Origin of the sequence: Schlesneria sp. (genome assembly GCF_036405755.1) — a bacterium.
In the GTDB taxonomy this organism is placed as follows: domain Bacteria; phylum Planctomycetota; class Planctomycetia; order Planctomycetales; family Planctomycetaceae; genus Schlesneria; species Schlesneria sphaerica.
This window is the reverse complement of record NZ_DASWWZ010000733.1, coordinates 1-17,463: the sequence shown is the minus strand read 5'-3', so window position 1 is coordinate 17,463 and position 17,463 is coordinate 1. Positions and strand designations below refer to the sequence as shown.

Here is a 17,463-nt window from a genome sequence, read left to right as displayed (position 1 = left end):
GGATCATCGGTGCGGGAATCTTGGGGGCTCCCACGCTGTGGCCCGCGTGGTTCTTCTCTGCTTACGAGCTGAACGGACTACAGCCTGTGTTGCCCGTGTGGCTGCACTGGATGCTTTACTTACCCGAGCAGATTCCGTTCTTCAACGCCCATCCGCATCTGCACGGTCTCTTCTCGAGCGTGCTGGGCTTGATTGTGGGTGGGGGAACCGTCTGGATTGTGCGGATTCTCGGGCATTGGGCCTTTCAGCGGGAAGCAATGGGGTTCGGGGATGTGATTCTGATGGCGATGATTGGTAGCTTCATGGGCTGGCAGGCGTCTCTCATCGTGTTCTTCCTCGTGGCACCTCTGTGTGCCCTGATTGCCACCTCAATCACGTTCACGCTGCGGTCCTCGCGAGAAATCCCGTTCGGGCCTTACTTGAGTGTTGCGGCCATGATGGTCGTGCTCGGCTGGAATCACTACTTCTCGAAGTTCGAGACATTCTTCAGCCGCGGCCCGCTACTACCGATTGTCTTTTTACTGATGGGCTTGCTGTTCGCCCCGCTGCTGGTGTTGACGCGATTTGTCAAACAGCAGCTTGGGTTTCGCGAGGAACCATTGATCATCGAAGAATGGACATCGGCCGATCAGCTTTCGTTCTTTGACAGCAAGCGAAGGTGTGATACTCCCTGGCCGGGGGTGGCAGCGGGGCAGAGTCGATTGCACAGTGACCGTTGGCGGGGAACGCGGTAATTGCGCTGTTCTCAGAGAACGGGTCGATCCTCTACCATGTCCCCGGTTCTGATTTTGAAGCCCGGGAGAGTCTCGAATATGGCCGCCATAGGACTGGTCTGGTTGTGCTGTTTTACGGCCTTGGCCGCTGCTGACGATGCGCCTGCCACCGTCGCCAGTGTGAATGGAGTGTCGATTACGCAAGGGGATGTCGATTTCGCTCTGTCGCAGCAGGGTGTCGCGCCGGACCAGCGCGGTAAAGAAACTCCCAAAGTCATCGAGCGATTGATTGATCGACAACTCATTCGTGAGTTTCTGGCGTCTCAAAAAATTGAGCCCCCCGAAGAGGAAGTGCAGTTTCAGATTTCGAAAGCGGAAGCCTACATTCGCAAGGGAGGGGAAGATCCTGCCGTTGTCCTCGCGAAGCTGGGCTATTCGTCCAGCCGACTGAAAGCGGAGCTCGGGCTGCCGCTCGCCTGGCAGGTCTATGTCCGGAAGACGGTGACTGCCGAACAGGTCAAAGACTATTTCGAGCAGCATAAGCAGGAACTGGATGGGACTCAGCTTCGCGCCAACCAGATCGTGTTGAAACTGCCCATGCCTGCAGAGGCTGACGTGGTGGAAGCGAAGAAGAAGGTGCTGGCTGAAGTCCGAAATGATCTGATGGCGAAGAAATTGACCTTCGCGGAAGCAGCGATGAAGTATTCGGAGTCGCCGACTCGCGCACGTGGAGGGGACGTGGGACTGTTCGGCTGGCAGGGAAAACGTCCCGCGGCTGTTTCGCATGCGGCGTTCGCCATCAAAATCGGTGAGATCAGCGAACCGATCGTCTCACCGGTCGGCGTGCACCTGATCCAGGTCACAGAACGGCAGGTGGGAGATTTCAGTCTCGAGGATGTCCGACCTGTTATCATGGAGCGGCTCTCTCAACAGATGTGGACCCAGACCGTTCAACAAGCACGAACGGGTGCTCGCATCGAACGACGAGCGGCCCCCTGAGATTCGGAATCCAATCGTAGTTTACGGCCCTCTCAATTAAACCACCCTTTTCGCGGTGGAATCCTGAAACGAAAGTTTATCAAATGCCCGCTCAGTTAATCGACGGAAAGGCAATCGCTGCTGCGATCCGTGAGCGATTGACGCAAGACGTTGCCGAGTTCCGCCAGAAGACTCACATCACGCCGAAGCTGGCCGCCATCCTCATCGGCGATGATCCTGCCAGCCAGGTCTATGTGCGAAATAAAGAAAACGCCTGTGCCAAAGTCGGAATCGATAGTGATGTCTTCCGCCTCCCTGCGACGACGACCCAGGCGGAACTGCTGGCGCTGGTTAATCGACTGAATGAAGATTCGACGGTGCACGGAATCCTCGTGCAGTTGCCGTTGCCTGATCAGATTCATGAAACGACCGTACTGGACGCGGTGTCGGCTGCGAAGGACGTGGATTGCTTTCACCCCGAGAACGTCGGGCGGATGGCTCAGGGGCGTCCTCGATTTCTCCCCTGTACCCCGCACGGTGTTCAGGTGCTGCTGAGGGAGTCGGGGACTCGGCTGGATGGGGCGCATGTCGTGGTGCTGGGGCGAAGTGAGATTGTCGGTAAGCCTGTGGCGATGATGCTCGTTCAGAAAGGGGAGACGGCGAACGCGACGGTCACGATCTGCCATAGTCGCACGAAAAACCTGCCCGAACTGACCCGTACCGCCGACGTCCTGATCGCGGCGATCGGAAAGCCCGAGTTTGTCACAGCCGATATGGTCAAGCCGGGGGCCGTTGTGATCGACGTCGGCATCAACCGCGTTGGTGACAAACTAGTGGGGGATGTGGCCTTCGGACCGGTGTCGGAAGTCGCCTCCGCAATCACCCCCGTTCCCGGCGGAGTTGGCCCGATGACGATCGCCATGCTGCTTGAGAATACGCTGACGGCGGCCCGACTCCGGTCGAGTGCCCGATGATGTCCAACTGAGCAGCAGCTCGAAAAACACGAGGCCCCTGACGCTGAACTCAGCGCCAGGGGCCTCTTCATTGGCTTTCATCGATTTAGCGCGGGGAGCGAGCTGGCCGTCTCCCTGCGAGGTTGCTACCTGAATTCCCGCAAGGGCATTACAGGTCCTTGCCGGTCAGTCGAGCGACTTCGTTGACGTCTTTGTCCCCCCGTCCCGACAGGCAGACGACAATCACGTCCGACGGCTTGCGCTGTTTGGCTCGTTGCAGCGCGTAAGCGATTGCGTGTGAGCTTTCGAGTGCGGGCAGGATCCCTTCTGTACGAGCCACGTGCTGGAGGGTTTTGAGCGCCAGGTCATCACCGATATTCACGTAATTCACGCGGCCGGTGTCTTTCCAGTAGGCATGTTCGGGGCCGACGCCGGGATAGTCGAGACCGGCCGAAATTGAATGGACGTCCGACGTCTGCCCATCCTCATCCTGCAGGACGTAACTGTACGTTCCATGAAGAATCCCTTTGTTACCGTACGAGAGGGTGCTGGCATGATCACCGGGATTCGGACCACGTCCGCCCGGTTCCACACCGCTCAGTTCCACAGTCGTGTCGTCGACGAAGGGATAGAACATACCGGCCGAGTTGGAGCCGCCACCCACGCAGGCGACGACTTCCTCAGGCAGTTTTCCGGTCGCTTCGAGGCATTGCGAGCGGGCTTCTTTCCCAATGACGGACTGGAAGTCACGGACGATCATGGGGAAGGGGTGAGGCCCCACGACGGAACCGAGGATGTAATGGGTGTCGGCGACGGATGCCATCCAGTCGCGCATCGCTTCGTTGATGGCATCGCGGAGAGTGCGTGAGCCACTGGTCACCGGGCGGACTTCAGCCCCCATGGTTCGCATGATGAAGACATTCAGTTTCTGTCGGCGGATATCTTCTTCACCCATGTAGACGACGCAGGGCAGGCCGAAGCGGGCACACGCGGTCGCAGTGGCAACGCCATGCTGACCGGCACCGGTCTCGGCGATGACCCGTTTCTTCCCCATTCTCAGGGTCAGCAGCGCCTGTCCAATCGTGTTATTGATCTTGTGAGCGCCGGTGTGATTCAGATCTTCTCGCTTGAAATAGATCTGGGCTCCCCCGCATTCCTTCGTCAGTCGTTCGGCGAAGTACAGTGGATTCGGGCGGCCGACAAAGGTACGCAACAGGGAATCCAGTTGCTTATGAAAGGCGGGATCGGCCTTGGCTCGGGTGTATTCGACCGTCAGTTCTTCGAGTGCGTGCATCAGCGTCTCGGGGACGAACCGTCGACCGAATTCACCGAAGCGGCCTTCCGCGTCCGGAACCTGTGACGTTGCCGGGCCGTATGCTGAGGAGGGAACCGTGGAGGAAACAACAGACATAGTCAACTTTCACAGAACAAAACGAGAATCAGCGTGGAAACCGGCATCGGTTCATGCGAACAGCGGCGGATCAGACAATGTCAGCGGAGATGTCGATCCCCCCTCATCAACCTGTCGAACCCTCTCTCTCATCCGCTGCGGACCCGAATGCCCCCGTCTGCCGGATGAGTTTTCTTCAATGGATGGAATTGTAACTGCACACAGACGTGAAAACCACATCCGCCGTCCTGACATCGATGAGCAATTGACGTACGCAGGAACAAGAAAATGAGGACAACCCGAGTGGCCAGGGGGTTCGGGCAGCTCGAAGACAGGGACAGATTTCTCGACAGGGGAGACGCTCCGTATGATTTCGTCGGAATCCCTCGGCTTTGGGCTGCCGTACCAGAAACGTACGGGGAAGGCTCGGCCTCGCACTCGCAAGAGAAAGTGGCCCGGGATCCGGGGCCTGTGTCTTCCCATTTCTAACAGCACTGTCTAAGGTAATTTTCTCCTGGTTTTTCTCGTGCAGTTCTCGACAACCACTGCGCCTTTGGAAACAAATCGATCCTCATGACCACATCCCTGGCTCAACCCGTTCGGACGACTCATCGACCTCAGCAGCTTCTCGAACGGTTAAGGGCCGTGGTGGGCGAAGAGTCGTTGCTTTTCAATCCCGAAGAACTGCTGGTTTACGAGTGCGATGGATTCGTCGTCGATAAGAAATCGCCCGATGTGGTCGTCTTTCCGACAACGACCGAGCAAGTCGTTGCGATCGTTCAAATCTGCAACGAGTTCGACGTCCCTTTCGTTCCCCGCGGGGCGGGAACCAGTCTCGCCGGGGGGTGCCTCCCCGTCGGGGGGGGCGTCATGATCGCGCTCACCCGGATGAGGAAGATTCTGGAAGTCAACTACCGCGATCGCTATGCCGTGGTCGAACCGGGACTCGTCAATGTGCACCTGACACAGCACTTGAAAGGGAGCGGTTATCACTTTGCCCCGGACCCTTCGAGTCAGGGAGCCTGCACGATCGGCGGAAACTTCGCCACAAACTCCGGGGGACCCCACACGCTCAAGTACGGCGTGACCGTGAACCACGTACTCGGGGCGGAAGTCGTGCTGCCCAGTGGTGAAGTCGTCCAGTTAGGTGGACCGACAGAAGAAACGCCGGGCTACGATCTGACCGGACTGTTCGTCGGCAACGAAGGAACCCTCGGTATCGCGACAAAAGTCATCGTCCGACTGACACGCGATCCCGCTGCGTACCGCACGATGCTCGGAATTTTCGAAACGGTTTCCGACGCCACGAAAGCGATCAGCGAAATCATCGGGGCCGGGATCGTTCCTGCGGCACTCGAGATGATGGACCAGGGGATTGTCAGTGCCGTCGAGCAGGCGTTCCATTTTGGATTTCCGCTCGATGCCGGTGCGGTCCTGCTGATCGAAGTCGATGGCCTGGAAGTCGCTGTCGACGAAGAAGCGCAACGCATCATCAATCTCTGTACGGCGAACGGGGCACGTGAAGTTCGGCAGGCGAATTCGACGAAAGAGCGACTCCTGCTGTGGAAATGCCGCAAGCAGGCGTTCGGTGCGATTGGGCGACTAAGTCCCAGCTATTGCACGCAAGACGGCGTGGTGCCCCGCACCAAGCTGCCTCAGATTCTCGAACACATCATCGATTGCGGGATCCGGCACGGACTGCGAATCGTGAATGTCTTCCACGCGGGCGACGGCAACATCCACCCGATTCTGCTGTTCGATGAACGGGATACCGAACAGGTGGAACGAGTTCTCAAAGCGAGCGACGAGATCCTCAGCAAGTGCATTGAACTGGGGGGAAGCGTCACGGGGGAACACGGCATCGGCGTCGAAAAAATCAACTTCATGGACAAGCTGTTCGCTCCTGAAGACCTGAACGTCATGCGATCCATTCGCGACTGTTTCAATCCCGCTGGCCGCTGCAGTCCCGGGAAAATGCTCCCCACCTCCGCAGGGTGTGGAAACGAGGCTCCACTCAAGCAGAAGCCGGGTCGGCGAGCTGCGATGTAGTCCTGAACGACGTTTTAGAGACGGGAAGGGAGCCCTGATTTCCTGTTGGCGACGACGTGACAGGAACACCCCTTCACGGAATTGCTGAGCAACACTGGCAGAGGTCCCTGTCCCCTATTCAGCGATGTTCGATTTCGAATTTCCGTCAATCCGAAAGAACTCTCAATGACATCCGCTACGACGCCAGTTCCCATCATGGGTGATGGACTTCCGCCAGTCCTGCGTGAGATGCTCGGTCCGGATATTGAGATCCTCGAGTGGGACGAGTCGCCGCAATCGCCGAGTCTGGCCCGTGCTGTGGGCGTCCTGACATTCGGACATCCCCGCGTGGATGGACCGCTGATGGATCGGATGCCGAACCTGAAGGTGATCAGCAACCACGGTGTCGGAGTCGATCACATTGACGTGGCGGCGGCCCGGGAACGAAAGATTCCCGTCGGGAACACGCCCGGCTGTCTCGACGCATCGACGGCCGACATGACGATGGCGCTGCTGCTGGCGACCGCCCGCAACGTTGTCGTCGGGGATCAGTTCGCCCGTTCTGCCGAATTCACTCATTACGATCCGGCTCAGTTGATCGGCTACGAAGTCTCGGGCAGCACGCTGGGGATTGTCGGATTGGGCCGCATCGGCCGGCAGGTCGCTCGCCGTGCCCGGGCCTTCGACATGCGGGTGCTCTATCACAATCGTAACCGCGACACTGAGGCGGAACGGGATCTCGGCGTTGAGTACGCAGCGTTCGATGATCTGCTGAAGCAGTCGGACTTTGTGGCGCTCAATTGCCCTCTGACCCCCCAAACAACCAATTTGATTGGCACTCGTGAACTAGGGCTGATGAAACCGACGGGGATTCTGCTGAATATGGCACGCGGGGCGGTCGTCGATCACGACGCTCTGTTTGCGGCACTCAACTCTCGCCGCATCGCCGGAGCGGGGCTGGATGTGACCAATCCCGAACCCCTTCCGCGCAACCATCCTTTACTGTCGCTGACGAATCTGGTGATCACCCCTCACCTGGGAAGTGCGTCCAACCGCACACGTCACCGCATGATGCAGATGACGGTCGAAAACCTGCAGGCGGGCTTGAAGTCCAACCCCTTGCCATGGGCCGTTTAGTCGTTTCCCGGCGCGGAGATCCGCTCCGCTGCGGCTTCGCTGGTGCCATCCTGCTTCGCGTTGCACAGTATGCAGGAACATGCCAGGCCAGTCGGTGAGATTCAGCAGTTTGAGCTCAGTACGTCGGTCAGTAAGCAATCACTCTCAATTCCTACTCAATCGGGAATCGATCCGTCATGAATGACGAAACTCTGCAGCGAATCCAACAGGCGTATGGCGTCGAGAACTGGTCAGCCGGATATTTCGATATCAATGGCAAGGGGCACGTCGTTGTCCGTCCCGTCCAGGGAGATTCGCGGTCAGTCGATTTGAAGGATCTCGTCGATGATTTGCTGTCAAAACAGAAGCAGCAGTCACCATTGCTGCTGCGATTCCCCCAGATCCTGACCAGCCAGTTGCGACGGCTTTCCACGGCCTACCATTCGGCCATCACACAATACGGCTTCCACGGACTGCACTATCCCGTCTTTCCGATGAAAGTGAATCCCCGACGTGAAGTGGTCGAAGAGTTCCTGCGTGACAGCAATCGCTACCGGGTCGGGCTGGAGTGTGGTTCGAAAGCAGAACTCTACGCGGCGGTGGCACAAGAGCAGAATGCCGAATCGTTGCTGCTGTGTAATGGCTTCAAGGACGAAGCGTTCATTCGCACGGCACTGCTGGCTGTGCAGGCAGGGAAACGGGTCGTCATCATCGTCGAGAAGTTGAACGAGCTCAAGATGGTCGTCAAGCTGGCGCAGCAGACCGGGGTTGCTCCCTGGATCGGCCTGCGCGCCAAGCTCTATTCACGCGGGTCGGGGAAGTGGGCATCGTCCGGAGGTGACGCCGCCAAGTTCGGACTGACGACATCAGAACTGCTTGATTGTGTTCGTCTGCTGCGGGAAAACAAACTCGACCATCGCCTGAAGCTGCTGCATTTCCATATCGGGTCGCAGATCACGGACATCAAACGTGTGAAGAACGCGATGAAAGAGGCTGCCCGCGTTTACTCCAAACTGCGGCAGATCGGCTGCGAGATTGAGTTCCTCGACATTGGCGGCGGTCTGGGGGTGGACTACGATGGCTCACAGACTCGCTATGACTCGAGCGTGAACTACACCGTGCAGGAATTTGCGAACGACGTCGTCTATACCATCAAGTCTGTCTGTGATGAAGAGCATGTCCCCCATCCGCATCTGGTGACCGAGAGCGGGCGGTTCATGACTGCCTATCACACGGTCTTCATCACGTCCATCCGCGATGAGATCGAAACCTTCGCCGACGATGTCCCTGTCGTGACCATCGACAACGACGATCCTCAAGTGATCACGGAACTCAAAGACCTGTGCGACGGGATCAACGGCAAGAACTATAACGAGTACTACCACGATGCCCTTGAACACAAAGACGAGCTGCATACGCAGTTCAATCTGGGGTTAATCAGTCTCGAAGACCGCGCGAAAGGGGAAGTGCTGTTCTGGGAAGTCTGTGCCCGGGCCCTGAAAGAATCCGAAGAGGACAAGTTCCCCGATGATGAGTTTGAAGCACTGAAGAAAATTCTGGCTCAGAAGTATCTGTGCAACTTCTCTCTTTTCCGCTCGGCCCCGGATAGCTGGGCAATCAAGCAACTGTTTCCCATCGTTCCGATTCACCGCCTGAACGAGATTCCGTCAGACTTCGCGACGCTGGTCGACGTCACGTGCGACAGCGATGGAAAGATCGACAAGTTCATCGATCTGAAGGATGTGAAAGAGACGCTCGAACTGCACCGCTGGCAGGATGGTGAGGACTACTACCTGGGAATCTTCCTCACCGGGGCGTATCAGGAGGTGATGGGAAGTCACCACAACCTGTTCGGCAATCCCAACGAAGCTCAGGTGGTGATCGATGCCGACGGCAGATACCACGTGACGAAGCTGGTCCCGGGAAGTCGCATCAACGACATGCTGCAGTTCGCCCGCTATGACAGACTGCAGCTCCTGGAATCGTACAGGAAGCAGTTGGCCGCACGCGTCGATGCCGGTGCTCTGTCAAAAGAGACGGCAGAGCAACTCGCGAAGGATTATGAAAGCGGTGCCGGAAAAGGGACCTATCTCGAGTAGTTCTCAGGCCTCGACCAGTTCGCCCTGTTCAGCCAGCACGGGGCCAGTCAGTACAGGCTCGGCGAGTTCGGGTTCGGCAATTACGGAGTCGGTTGCAGAAGGGACTGCCACGTCGTCGCCGTCCTCGTCTTCGTCTTCGCTGATGCGTCCCTGGATTCCCTGCTTGCCCAGCGGAGTCAACTGGTACCGCAGACCACCGTCACGGCCTGCCAGGTCGAACTTGAGAAATCCGTACGCGATCAGCTTCCCGTGGATGCCGGATAGCTCTTCCACAGGGACATCTTCCACGTGGAAGATCCTGGGAGTCCATCCATCAAACTCGGGCGAATCGTTGCGTCCCTGCGTATGGAGTTGCTGATACTGCTGCAGTACCAGCGACCACTGCGGGTTTTTTCTCAACTGTTCTAGCTCGAAGTCATCCATGCCGGATGTATCGTCGAGACGACTTCCCGGCAGCACTTCTGCTGTTGCGACCCTGAACAGCCAGCCAATTCGTTAAACTTTAACACGCGGTGCCGCCTGGCTCTGCCTCGATAACCGTTACAAATTAACGAGAGGTGGCGTCTCATTCGGCAAGTTCGACAAGTCCCACATCGATGTATTGGCCACCCCCCGTTTGTTTGCAATGGACAGCCAGCGTGTTGGTTCCCCTGGTCAGTGCTTTCTGAGCCTGAGGGCTGAGACGAAACTGCCGGTAGTCGGTGGAATAGCCGCTGACTTTCTTCAGTAATTCGCCGTTCAGGTAGACTTCTGCGTCCTCGTCATGATGCATGATCAGCCGAATTTCCCCCTTGGGATTGGTCTTCAGATTAAACGTCCGCCGCAGCCAGATATCATTGGACTTCCATTCTGTTCTGACCACGGAACCGGGGGTCGATTTTTCACCGAAGCCCCCTGGCGCTGACTTCCAGGGAGTGGCATCGAATGCCGGTTTTTCCCAACCGTCGCTCGGCTTTTCCAGCGTATATTGCCACGTGACCGCTTCGTCTCTGGACGTGGGAACAACCGTGTTGAGTTGCCGCGCGGGCTGAAACAAGGCCGCATGCGCTTTCGTCGCCGCCTCCACCGGAATCTTGAGGACTTTGCGGTCGTAGGTCATCAGGCCGTTGACCTCGGTTTCGACGTCTGTCGTTTGCGTGTAGATGGCGGCTGACAGCCCCGGTTTTTCGATCAGCGGATGAAGCTGATCAAACAGATCCAGATACGCAGCGGTCAGTGACACCTGGTCTTCGAAGTTGCGGTATCCCCAGTTCTCTTTCCCCTGCCAGGTATGCCCCTCCAACGGCAGGCCCAGTCCGCCAAACTCACCCAGCACAGACGCACGCTCGGCCGTCGGAACAGGTGCGACGGGCCCCGGGTACCGATGTACGTCAATCACATCACCCACGGGAAAGTCGTTTCCTCCCGAGGCGCAGTTGACCAGTCGGCTGGGGTCGTACTCTTTCGTCCACTTCGTAATGGCGACGGTCTCTGACTGTCCCCACCCCTCATTAAAGGGAACCCACATCACGATGCAGGGGAACGCACGGCGCGCGTCGATGATCGACTTCCATTCCCGCCGATAGTCAGCCGCCGATTCGGCTGAACGAGTCAGCTCCTGATTGTCGAACTTGCCGAACGGGTCCCATGGGGCCGAGCGATCTCCGCTGGGCATGTCCTGCCAGACCAGCATTCCCGTTTTGTCGCAGTGGTGGTACCAGGTGGCCGGTTCCACTTTGACGTGCTTGCGGATCAGGTTGAACCCGTACGCCCGCGTCTGATCGATATCAAATTTCATTGCTTCGTCCGTGGGGGCGGTATACAGACCGTCAGGCCAGAACCCCTGATCGAGCGGGCCTACCTGAAACAGGGGCTTGTCATTGAGCAGGATGCGCGTGATTCCGTGCGCGTCTTTTCCCACAGAAATTTTCCGCAGTGCTGTATAGGAACTGACAAGGTCGACCAGCGGAACAGGATCGACCGCCTCAATCACACCTGGATCCTTCGGCAACCATTCCTGCCCGAAGCCCAGCAGATCGGCCGATTCATCCTCGACGAGTGCCACATGGACATCGATCAGATGCGGGTTCGAGGGGGACCAGATGTACGATGCAAAATTCGGATCTTGATCTCTCAGCGTGATCCGCGCAGGGGCTTTCAGATCGGTCTGCCAGCGTCGGTGAGTGATCCCTCCCGTGGCGGTTTGCGACCGGACGACAATCCCCAGTTTCCACCCCGGCTGTGGGTTAACGACGTCGGTCTGAATCGTCAGTTGTCGCTGGTCCAGGTCCGGAGTGATCGTGACGTCACGGATATACGTTTGGGGGACGGGTTCCAGCCAGACCGTCTGCCAGATTCCGGTGGTGGGTGTATAGAAGATACCCCCTGGCTTCTGGACCTGTTTACCCCGTCCCTGATAGCCTGCGTCGCTGGGGTCCCAGACGGCGACAATCAGTTCATTCTCGGCATCCGGCTTCAGCACCGAAGTAATATCGAAACTGAAGGGATCGAAGCCGCCGCGATGGCTTCCGACTTCATGTCCGTTGACGAAAACGGTAGTCTCCCAGTCCACCGCGCCAAAGTGCAGCAGCACCCGCTGATTTGCCCAGGCGGGGTCGACCGCATCGTTCTTTCGTGGGATCTGGAAGTTACGGCGATACCAGAGCTTCTGCTCGGGTCCCACCAGTTCCATCACGCCTGACAGAGCCGATTCCACAGGGAAGGGGACCAGAATCGCTTCCGTCTGCCACCGGCCCGGCCGAGCGGTCTCTTTCGGCTCAATGGAGTAATCCCACAAGCCGTTCAGGTTGAGCCACTCTTTGCGAACCAGTTGCGGACGAGGGTATTCCGGATGCGCATTCGTTGGTGAAACCTCGTCTGCCCACTTGGTCATCAGCGGAGCCGATTTCGCTTTCCACTCACCCGCCAGACAGGGAAGGGACCACAGGCCGATCACCAGGAAAAAGAGGTGTTTCATGAGCGAGCGCTTTCCAGAAAAGGTGAGAGTCAATCACCAGATTCAAACGACTCGCCCCCGCAATTTCCAGCACTCTTTCAGTTTACCCATCCCCACCGCATCGCGCGTTGAGCCCGCTGCCAAGAACGGGAACAGGCTTTCCTCATCGCCCACTGATCCGCAGATTGAGCTGATTCTCGCAGATGAGCGTTCCTGTCTCCAGAATCTGCGTCCCTCCGCGTAATCTGCGGATGAAGGATTCACATGAGCGGCCAATCCGGGTTCGCGAGGCAGTCCGTCATGGCCCTGCAGAGCCGAGGGGCCCCCGGACCCGCACCGCAAACGTTCCTGCACAGCGATTTGCCCTCCCGGCCAGGGGTGTCTCGCTCAGTTTGTCAGCGATGCTCCCGTTGGTGATTCCGTCCGCCAGTCAATGACCGAATGGATGACGATCCCCCCTTGCACACTCCACACTGCATGCACTCGCCCTCGTCCATCGTCCCGCAGGGAGGATTGATCATCGTCGCCGTAGATCTGGAATCCGTCGACAATCGTACCGTTCTTAAGTTGAATGGAGTTCGATAAGCAGATCGAATCAATCCATGTTTTCCCGTGATCCGATGATCCTCGATAGTAGGCTTGCCAGGTCTCCCCCTGTCGCTCCATCCACATGACGTGCACCATGGGGCCGATCGCGTCGATCGCGGCCATTCGAACCTCTTCGGCGGAGGGATGCGAGTGCTGAGTTGCGTCGCTCCATTCGCGTCCGTCGGAACTGGAGCGAGTCAACAGTTTCTCGGCTCTGGCTGTAATGAACGCCGTATGAAACCGGCCGGAACCATCTCGCGCCACAACCGGAAATCGCTCACCATTGAAAGGATGCGGACGATCCGGCTGCAGGGACTCGACCAGAACCGTGTTGCGCCATGTCTCTCCATCGTTGTCGGTCATGCTGAGTTGGCTTGTAGAGCCCTCCCCTTCCACAATCCACGAGGCGGCGATCTGTCGATCATCGTCAATGACAACCGAGAAGGGGATCGCCTGGGTCGTCTCTCCAAACGGGGGTGGAAGGCGTTGCCAGGACTTGCCGAAATTGTTCGAGAGGAAAACACCGGAATAATGGCGGATCCGAGCTCTCAGAAGCTCATGCACATTCGGTGCATTTCCATCGAGCGGTCTCGTCGCTGCGTCGGGGACGGGTTCACTCATGCTGGCGGCAATCACAATTCGTCGGCCATTGGGGCTGACTGCGAGAACGGGCCGGTCACCATGCCGCCAGCGGATGGGCATCTCATGCGACCACGAAGCACCGCCGTTGGCAGACCGTCGAAAGAGGGTCTGCCCGTCGGAACGCAAACCGTAAACGGCGTAGTAGTGCCCGCGACGATCCGTCTCGACCCACGGATCAAACCGAAGCTCCCCTGCTGTCGATCGAGCGGTCAGATTTTCCGGCAACCCCCACATCTCGCCGCGGTCGATTGATCTCCAGGCAAGAATGTCGCCGGCCAGTGGATCGTTCACAAGTCCGTACGCCAGGACCACGACGGTGCCGCTGCGATCAGCAGCGATCACCGGCTTCGGCGATTGAAAGCCCGGGCCGGGGGAAAGCTGTCTGGACGAGACAAGTTCCGGCGAGACGCTCTGCAGGACAACCGGATAAGGGAGCGTCTCCGTCAGAGCTGGAACAAACTCATCGCGCGAGAGGCTCAGCCAAATCGAAGCCAGGATCACAAATAGGAACAAGCCGCCGATCAATCGTCGATGTTGTCTCGCCATGATGAACCATGTTCCGAAAGACGGTAGTCAGATCCACGAGCATCGCGAGTCTATGGGAAGACTGCACGCCGAAGAAACTGCCCACCAGTCCCATCACGCCGCAATTACACGATTTAGCTTTCACTAGCCCGGCCGACAGGGGAGGCGCATCCCGAGCCACGCTGGAAGACCGAAACGATCCGCGAAAACGAACGGAGATGATCCAATCAACTAAAAGTCAACAAGTATGAAGAAAAGTTGGTCCCGAGGATCACTTGTCCGGGGGCCTACTTCACAGTACGTTTACCGCCCTAAATTTAGAGCGATACAGAATGTTCTCTGCCGAAGAAATACATGAAATGATCGCTGAATTGTGAGCACCGTGCCCATCGAGGTTCAAATTGACGTTGCAACGAAGTGTCGCGAAGCTGTGATTATCCTCGTCGACTGTTTCGCGACGCCACCGACTTCTGATTGTCAGGCCTTTCGGTCGGAACCACTATTTCAGGCGTGGACGTCGTTGATTTGAGCAACTTTGAACCCATCTCAATCACCCTTGAAACTCAATACGCCCGAATGGCAAAAAGGATAATTGGTTGACTCAACTTGTCTCCTTCAAGAAAGCGACTGCGTGACCAACGGCGGCAATAACATTTACGTTCGAAAAAATGTCGTCTCCCGGTGGAAAGGCGAACTGAATCGTGCGGAAGGTAGAAGTGCAATTTTCTCGCCGTATCTCACGAGGCCCGTTGTAACTGGCGTTTTCAAGTCCGCCAAATCAAACTCACATTGTGAAATCTACACGCTGTTTGACTCTGAGGCCTTTGCAAGTGGTGCATCCGACATTCGAACTTTAAAAAAGTTGAAATGTTTGGGTGCCAAGATTTACGCTGTGACGGGGCTTCACGCCAAAATAGTAATTATTCCCCCGGCTTTTGCCAGTGTTGGAAGCCAGAATCTCACAAAAGGAGGGACTTCTCGTCGAGAGGCCACCGTCGTAATCACCGATCCGAACACCGTTCATTACCTTTGGAGCGAAGTTCAACCGTGGTGCGAGTCAGCAATCGAGATCACGAATGAGATGATCGAAGATATGATTAAAAAGCTTCCCCCTCTACGAAAGAGAATAAGGGAATTGCGGCAGCAGTTGACAGAACTGAACCGTGAAATTGAACTTGAAGAAAACGGGAGAGTTAAGCAAAGGGAAACCGATCAACGCGAGGCGGCGGCGAAAGCGATTGTTGAGGCCAATCGACAGCGGCAGATTGTGGAGGATCGTCGACGCACAGCGAAGACATGGAATTCAAGAATTACGCACGCTCAGGTTTCGGTGCGTGCCAAGGTAAAGGCCACATCTAAGAAGCGGGATGGCCAACTAATTTCCTTGGTCGCAAGTTCTAGTGATTTAACCAAATTGACGCTTCCGGGTGGCATGGTGCCGCACTTGGTTCCCTTTAAATCTTATCTTTGCATCATAGAAGATACGTGGAGGCTTGGGTTTGCTCGTCTCGTAAAAACACGTATCACGTTTGTTGGTCGATCCTTGAGAAGAAGAGGTACATCAATTATCGGAGGTGAAGACTGTGAAGTGTGGTTCAATGCGTCAACTGATACTTCATCTGGAACGAACTTGGCTTGCAACATTCGTCTTACTCGATTGGAATTTCTCAGTTCGATTGCATTTGATTGCTGGTTTGATGGAAGCCGCATAACGATACATCGTTCTAAACAAAGTAATCTTTATTTCAATGAGGATGTGGAAACCTGGAAAAACGAAAATACAGAACTTATTGCCGCCAATCTCACATCTACGTTTCTGAGCGCGGTTCTACATGACCAACAAATCGAGTTGTCATCTGACGCAGAAGTGTTCTTTGGGGCAAGGAACACTCAATACATCCTATTCGGAGGTGCGTGGGAAAACTGCCCGATGATAATGGCCCGTCGGATCTAAATAATTGCCGTGAACGCCAAGTCTGACGAGACGGCATCAATCGTTTCAGGTCTGTTGCAGATAACTCCAAAGGCAGTCAAATGCCCGTCACACTTCTTCCGCGATCGTGGTCGCCTCACACGAGTACCTTTCACGTTTCTTAACCCCGCTCAAAAAAGAAAAGGGGGCAGGTCTGAGACGAAGTCTTCGGATTGCCTGAGACTTAGAAAGTCGCTACGACGCCGCATCCATGGGGTCTCAGGTCAAGGAAGACGGAGCCGCAGCGATCATGAAGGATTATCCCAGGAGCCTCACGGATGAGCAATGGAAGGTCATTGAAAAACTATTGCCGAAGCGGGCCAACCGCCTGTGGACCGCAGAGTCATCTTGGATGCAATCCTGTACCTGAATCGAACCGGTTGTCAGTGGCGTTACTTGCCTCACAAATCCCCTCACTGGAAGACGGTTTACACGGTTTTCTGGCGCTGGCGTCGAGACGGAGTCTGGAATTCGGTAAGCGCACGGTGAAGTGCATCTTGAGCCATTGGTCTGCCATGGTTGAAATGTACCACCAGTAATGAGAGTCTTTTTGCCGAATTAAGGCAAGGAGATTGGAGATGCCGAAAGGTGTTGGAAAACGTCACAGCGCGGCTCAGATCGTGGAGAAGCTGCGTGATTGTGATGCGATGTTGAAGTCAGGTAAGTCGGTTTCGGAAGTGGTTCAACACCTCGGGATCAGCGAGCAGACTTACTACCGTTGGCGGAGCAAGTACGGCGGTATGAGTTCAGACGAAGCGAAGCGTCTGAAGGAGCTGGAAACAGAGAACGCGCGGTTGAAGAAGCTTCTGGCTGAAGCGGAGCTGGACAAGGCGATGCTGAAAGAGATCGCCTCGGGAAACTGGTGAGCCCTTCCCGCAAGCGTGAAGCTGTGGACCATCTGGAGAGTTCGTTTTCGGTCAGTGAACGTCGCGCGTGCCGTGTGTTGAGCCAGCCGCGCAGTAGTCACCGTTATGAACGGCAACCCACTTGTGACGAAGGGCGCCTGTTATCCCGGATTCACGAGTTGGTTCTTCAGCACCCGCGTTTCGGGTATCGCCGGATCACGGTTGTGTTACAGCGGGAAGGGTTTGAAGCCGGGTTTGATCGTGTGTATCGGCTGTGGCGTCGCGAAGGTCTCAAAGTGCAGAAAAAGCCACGAAAGAAGCGACGTCTCGGTGCCAGTGTGAATCGCTGCAATCGCGTTCGTGTGGAGCGGAAGAACCAGGTCTGGGCGTGGGATTTCATCTTCGATCGAACGTCGAACGGGACCAGCCTGAAGTGGTTGAGCGTGGTCGATGAATTCACTCGCGAATGTTTGTGTTTGAAGGTGGCTCGCCGGATGACAAGCGAGGACATCATCGAGGTGTTGCGGGGCCTGTTTGTGGCTCATGGCGTACCGGCACATATCCGGAGTGACAACGGACCGGAGTTTATTGCCAAAGCGTTGCGGAATTGGCTGGAGCGGTCATCGGTGGGGCCGCTGTACATCGAGCCTGGTTCACCGTGGGAGAATGGCTACGCGGA

General features: G+C 56.6%; 14 protein-coding genes. 10 read left to right on the top strand and 4 right to left on the bottom strand.

The features are described 5' to 3' along the window. From VGE80_RS24180 to folD, 3 genes are all read left to right on the top strand, one after another. The coding region (locus VGE80_RS24180) for a prepilin peptidase (protein ID WP_440594432.1) at window positions 1-734 on the top strand (734 nt) is incomplete at its 5' end. Between the two features lie 78 nt (window positions 735-812). Further along, window positions 813-1,712: a peptidylprolyl isomerase gene (locus tag VGE80_RS24175; RefSeq protein WP_440594431.1), complete on the top strand. Its 900-nt coding sequence runs from the start codon at window positions 813-815 to the stop codon at window positions 1,710-1,712. 83 nt (window positions 1,713-1,795) lie between these two features. After that, on the top strand, window positions 1,796-2,665 hold the full coding sequence (folD, locus tag VGE80_RS24170) for a bifunctional methylenetetrahydrofolate dehydrogenase/methenyltetrahydrofolate cyclohydrolase FolD (protein WP_440594430.1): 870 nt from the start codon (window positions 1,796-1,798) through the stop codon (window positions 2,663-2,665). Window positions 2,666-2,813: 148 nt separating this feature from the next. Here folD and trpB read toward each other — a convergent pair whose 3' ends face one another. Next, the gene (trpB, locus tag VGE80_RS24165; RefSeq protein ID WP_373653662.1) at window positions 2,814-4,055 is read right to left on the bottom strand and encodes a tryptophan synthase subunit beta; all 1,242 of its coding nucleotides are present in this window, start codon (window positions 4,053-4,055) and stop codon (window positions 2,814-2,816) included. A gap of 552 nt (window positions 4,056-4,607) precedes the next feature. Here trpB and VGE80_RS24160 point away from each other — a divergent pair. The 3 genes from VGE80_RS24160 (at window position 4,608) to speA (ending at window position 9,277) form a co-directional block, all read left to right on the top strand. Further along, on the top strand, window positions 4,608-6,083 hold the full coding sequence (locus VGE80_RS24160; RefSeq protein WP_373653661.1) for an FAD-binding oxidoreductase: 1,476 nt from the start codon (window positions 4,608-4,610) through the stop codon (window positions 6,081-6,083). Between the two features lie 165 nt (window positions 6,084-6,248). Continuing rightward, window positions 6,249-7,199: a 2-hydroxyacid dehydrogenase gene (locus VGE80_RS24155; protein WP_440594429.1), complete on the top strand. Its 951-nt coding sequence runs from the start codon at window positions 6,249-6,251 to the stop codon at window positions 7,197-7,199. 176 nt (window positions 7,200-7,375) lie between these two features. After that, the gene (speA, locus tag VGE80_RS24150) at window positions 7,376-9,277 is read left to right on the top strand and encodes a biosynthetic arginine decarboxylase (protein WP_440594428.1); all 1,902 of its coding nucleotides are present in this window, start codon (window positions 7,376-7,378) and stop codon (window positions 9,275-9,277) included. A 3-nt stretch (window positions 9,278-9,280) separates the two neighbouring features. Here the strand turns inward: speA and VGE80_RS24145 are convergent, their stop codons facing one another. The 3 genes from VGE80_RS24145 to VGE80_RS24135 all read right to left on the bottom strand — a co-directional run bounded on the left by VGE80_RS24145 (window position 9,281) and on the right by VGE80_RS24135 (window position 13,988). Further along, complete coding sequence (locus VGE80_RS24145) at window positions 9,281-9,700, bottom strand: hypothetical protein (RefSeq protein ID WP_440594427.1); 420 nt, start codon at window positions 9,698-9,700, stop codon at window positions 9,281-9,283. Window positions 9,701-9,842: 142 nt separating this feature from the next. Then, window positions 9,843-12,233: a sugar-binding domain-containing protein gene (locus VGE80_RS24140; protein ID WP_440594426.1), complete on the bottom strand. Its 2,391-nt coding sequence runs from the start codon at window positions 12,231-12,233 to the stop codon at window positions 9,843-9,845. Window positions 12,234-12,599: 366 nt separating this feature from the next. Further along, a complete protein-coding gene (locus tag VGE80_RS24135; protein ID WP_440594425.1) occupies window positions 12,600-13,988 on the bottom strand; it encodes a sialidase family protein in 1,389 nt (462 codons plus the stop codon). A 610-nt stretch (window positions 13,989-14,598) separates the two neighbouring features. Between VGE80_RS24135 and VGE80_RS24130 the strand changes: the two genes are divergently transcribed. The 4 genes from VGE80_RS24130 to VGE80_RS24115 all read left to right on the top strand — a co-directional run. After that, on the top strand, window positions 14,599-15,921 hold the full coding sequence (locus VGE80_RS24130) for a phospholipase D-like domain-containing protein (RefSeq protein ID WP_440594424.1): 1,323 nt from the start codon (window positions 14,599-14,601) through the stop codon (window positions 15,919-15,921). A 324-nt stretch (window positions 15,922-16,245) separates the two neighbouring features. Beyond that, window positions 16,246-16,428 (top strand): transposase, encoded by a 183-nt coding sequence (locus tag VGE80_RS24125; RefSeq protein ID WP_440594433.1) that lies wholly within the window; start codon window positions 16,246-16,248, stop codon window positions 16,426-16,428. A gap of 89 nt (window positions 16,429-16,517) precedes the next feature. After that, the gene (locus VGE80_RS24120; RefSeq protein ID WP_440594423.1) at window positions 16,518-16,805 is read left to right on the top strand and encodes a transposase; all 288 of its coding nucleotides are present in this window, start codon (window positions 16,518-16,520) and stop codon (window positions 16,803-16,805) included. Further along, window positions 16,802-17,463: IS3 family transposase (locus tag VGE80_RS24115; RefSeq protein ID WP_440594422.1), on the top strand; the 662-nt coding region annotated here is incomplete at its 3' end. The genes VGE80_RS24120 and VGE80_RS24115, both read left to right, overlap by 4 nt.

Coding starts and splice junctions, on each gene's coding strand:
- VGE80_RS24175 (WP_440594431.1), top strand. CDS start 813: ATGGCCGCCATAGGACTGGTCTGGTTGTGCTGTTTTACGGCCTTGGCC.
- folD (WP_440594430.1), top strand. CDS start 1,796: ATGCCCGCTCAGTTAATCGACGGAAAGGCAATCGCTGCTGCGATCCGT.
- trpB (WP_373653662.1), bottom strand. CDS start 4,055: ATGTCTGTTGTTTCCTCCACGGTTCCCTCCTCAGCATACGGCCCGGCA.
- VGE80_RS24160 (WP_373653661.1), top strand. CDS start 4,608: ATGACCACATCCCTGGCTCAACCCGTTCGGACGACTCATCGACCTCAG.
- VGE80_RS24155 (WP_440594429.1), top strand. CDS start 6,249: ATGACATCCGCTACGACGCCAGTTCCCATCATGGGTGATGGACTTCCG.
- speA (WP_440594428.1), top strand. CDS start 7,376: ATGAATGACGAAACTCTGCAGCGAATCCAACAGGCGTATGGCGTCGAG.
- VGE80_RS24145 (WP_440594427.1), bottom strand. CDS start 9,700: ATGGATGACTTCGAGCTAGAACAGTTGAGAAAAAACCCGCAGTGGTCG.
- VGE80_RS24140 (WP_440594426.1), bottom strand. CDS start 12,233: ATGAAACACCTCTTTTTCCTGGTGATCGGCCTGTGGTCCCTTCCCTGT.
- VGE80_RS24135 (WP_440594425.1), bottom strand. CDS start 13,988: ATGGCGAGACAACATCGACGATTGATCGGCGGCTTGTTCCTATTTGTG.
- VGE80_RS24120 (WP_440594423.1), top strand. CDS start 16,518: ATGCCGAAAGGTGTTGGAAAACGTCACAGCGCGGCTCAGATCGTGGAG.